Source organism: Agrobacterium sp. AGB01, from assembly GCF_014851585.1.
GTDB lineage: Bacteria > Pseudomonadota > Alphaproteobacteria > Rhizobiales > Rhizobiaceae > Agrobacterium.
This window is the reverse complement of sequence record NZ_JACVAB010000013.1, coordinates 2,501-6,115: the sequence shown is the minus strand read 5'-3', so window position 1 is coordinate 6,115 and position 3,615 is coordinate 2,501. Positions and strand designations below refer to the sequence as shown.

Annotated in this window: 2 rRNA genes; both read right to left on the bottom strand. The window is 51.3% G+C overall.

Features of this window, described 5'->3' with window-relative positions:
* Positions 1-217: 217 nt before the first annotated feature.
* Positions 218-332: ribosomal RNA gene (gene rrf / locus IB237_RS26140) — 5S ribosomal RNA — on the bottom strand.
* Positions 333-427: 95 nt separating this feature from the next.
* A 23S ribosomal RNA gene (locus IB237_RS26135) occupies positions 428-3,228 on the bottom strand.
* Between the last annotated feature and the right edge of the window lie 387 nt (positions 3,229-3,615).

The following is a 3,615-nucleotide window of genomic DNA, read 5'->3' as shown; positions in this document are numbered from 1 at the left end:
GCAGTTTATCCGTACCAGCGCAAATCCTTGGGATTTGTCGCAAGCCATAAACCGTTATAGCGATCTATGGCGTTTTTCGATTAAATTGCTGTGCAATTTTCTCGTTTATTGAATGCCTTAAACGCAAAAGGCCGCTTTGATAGCGGCCTCGTGTTGGGCATCGAGGCCCTTTTTGTGATGAGAAGATGTTTTGTAAGCTTTGAGTTGCGTTTAGCAGACCTGGCAGCGACCTACTCTCCCGCGTCTTAAGACGAAGTACCATTGGCGCTGGGGCGTTTCACGGCCGTGTTCGGAATGGGAACGGGTGCAGCCGCCCCGCAATAACCACCAGGTCGGCAAAACGCAACAACTTACGTTGTTTTCGAGAAGCTGGAGAGCTTGAAGCTCACTTTAATTTAACACGTCTTGATGGACATGAACAATGAGAACGAAGAAGTCGATCGAGCTATTAGTAACGGTAAGCTTCATACATTACTGTACTTCCACACCCGTCCTATCAACGTGGTCGTCTTCCACGGCTCTGATAGGGAATACTCGTTTTCAGGTTGGTTTCCCGCTTAGATGCCTTCAGCGGTTATCCATTCCGTATATAGCTACTCTGCTATGCCCTTGGCAGGACAACAGATCCACCAGAGATACGTCCATCCCGGTCCTCTCGTACTAGGGACAGATCCTGTCAATATTCCTACACCCACGGCAGATAGGGACCGAACTGTCTCACGACGTTCTGAACCCAACTCACGTACCGCTTTAAATGGCGAACAGCCATACCCTTGGGACCTGCTCCAGCCCCAGGATGCGATGAGTCGACATCGAGGTGCCAAACAACCCCGTCGATATGGACTCTTGGGGGTCATCAGCCTGTTATCCCCGGCGTACCTTTTATCCGTTGAGCGATGGCCCTTCCACACGGGACCACCGGATCACTATGACCGACTTTCGTCTCTGCTCGACTTGTCAGTCTCGCAGTCAGGCTAGCTTATGCCATTGCACTCGACGACCGATTTCCGACCGGTCTGAGCTAACCATCGCGCGCCTCCGTTACTCTTTCGGAGGCGACCGCCCCAGTCAAACTACCCACCATACACTGTCCCGGATCCGGATAACGGACCGCGGTTAGACATCCACGAAGATAAGGGTGGTATTTCAAGGATGGCTCCACAAGAACTGGCGTCCCTGCTTCAAAGCCTACCACCTATCCTACACATGCCTTGGCGAATGCCAGTGTAAAGCTATAGTAAAGGTGCACGGGGTCTTTCCGTCTGACCGCAGGAACCCCGCATCTTCACGGGGAATTCAATTTCACTGAGTCTATGTTGGAGACAGCGGGGAAGTCGTTACGCCATTCGTGCAGGTCGGAACTTACCCGACAAGGAATTTCGCTACCTTAGGACCGTTATAGTTACGGCCGCCGTTTACTGGGGCTTCAGTTCAGAGCTTGCACCCCTCCCTTTAACCTTCCAGCACCGGGCAGGCGTCAGACCCTATACGTCGTATTGCTACTTCGCAGAGCCCTGTGTTTTTGATAAACAGTCGCTACCCCCTGGTCTGTGCCACCCCACAATACTTGCGTAATATGGGGTCACGCTTCTTCCGAAGTTACGCGTGCAATTTGCCGAGTTCCTTCAACATAGTTCTCTCAAGCGCCTTGGTATACTCTACCTGACCACCTGTGTCGGTTTCGGGTACGGTCTATACGGTGGAGCTATTTCCTGGAACCTCTTCGCTGCACAACCAATCCAATAAGGGTGTACAACACACGAGATCCGTCACTACCACCAGGCCCACGAATATTAACGTGGTTCCCATCGACTACGCGTGTCCGCCTCGTCTTAGGGGCCGGCTAACCCTGCTCAGATTAACTTTAAGCAGGAACCCTTGGTCTTTCGGCGAGGGAGTCTCTCACTCCCTTTATCGTTACTCATGTCAACATTCGCACTTCCGATATCTCCAGCAGCCCTCACGGGTCCGCCTTCACAGACTTACGGAACGCTCCGCTACCACACGATCATAAGATCGTATCCTCAGCTTCGGTGCATGGCTTTAGCCCCGTTACATTTTCGGCGCAAAGACCCTTATTTAGACCAGTGAGCTGTTACGCTTTCTTTAAATGATGGCTGCTTCTAAGCCAACATCCTGGTTGTTTTGGGATCCTCACATCCTTTCCCACTTAGCCATGACTTGGGGACCTTAGCTGGAGGTCAGGGTTGTTGCCCTCTTCACGACGGACGTTAGCACCCGCCGTGTGTCTGCCGACTAGTACTCCTCGGTATTCGGAGTTTGGTTAGGATCAGTAAGACGGTGAGTCCCCATAGCCCATCCAGTGCTCTACCCCCGAGGGTATTCGGTCGACGCTCTACCTAAATAGATTTCGCGGAGAACCAGCTATTTCCGAGTTTGATTGGCCTTTCACCCCTAGCCACAAGTCATCCCAATCTATTGCAACAGATATGGGTTCGGCCCTCCAGTTGGTGTTACCCAACCTTCAGCCTGCTCATGGCTAGATCACTCGGTTTCGGGTCTAATGCAACTAACTAAATCGCCCTATTCAGACTCGCTTTCGCTGCGCCTACACCTACCGGCTTAAGCTTGCTAGTTACACTAAGTCGTTGACCCATTATACAAAAGGTACGCCGTCACCCTTGCGGGCTCCGACTGTTTGTAGGCATCCGGTTTCAGGTTCTATTTCACTCCCCTCGTCGGGGTGCTTTTCACCTTTCCCTCACGGTACTTGTTCGCTATCGGTCATGCACGAGTACTTAGGCTTGGAGAGTGGTCTCCCCATGTTCAGACAGGATTTCACGTGCCCCGCCTTACTCAAGGACAATGATTGTTCTACGTGTACGGGGCTATCACCCGCTACGGCCGAACTTTCCAGATCGTTCCACTTTATTCATCATTGCCACTGGCCTGGTCCGCGTTCGCTCGCCACTACTTACGGAGTCTCGGTTGATGTCCTTTCCTGCAGGTACTTAGATGTTTCAGTTCCCTGCGTTCGCTTCTTACCCCTATGTATTCGAAGGTAAGATACCTTATATCAATACTTGGAAACCCAAACCGTTCATAAGAACAGCTTGGATTCTCCAAGTATTTAAGGTGGGTTGCCCCATTCGGAGATCCATGGATCAAAGCTTATTCGCAGCTCCCCACGGCTTATCGCAGCGTATCACGTCCTTCTTCGCCTGTGCATGCCAAGGCATCCACCAAATGCCCTTAAAACACTTGTTCGTTCTCATTGTCTATGCCCATCACATAGCCTCCAAAGGAGGCAAGACCCGGTTACCTTTTACAACCAGATCATTCTTTGATGCCATCGACGTGTTCGATACAATCCTCATTTGAAGGCACGCCGGTGCACTTCGAGGTCGTATCATTAAGACCAGCTTCTCGAGATATCATCCAGTGATGCGCGGTCAGGCAACACCAATCCAGCATTTCCATCAGATGAACCAAAGTTCAAACAACAAAAATGCCTAGGACAAGCTTTCCTTCCTACCTCCAATCCCTCCACCACGCCCGGCCGACTAAGCCATCAAATGGGTTCACAAGGACTGGGCTCGGACGTCTCAAACCCAATGGGCTCAAAACACCTGGAAGCTTCCAGACATATCTTCT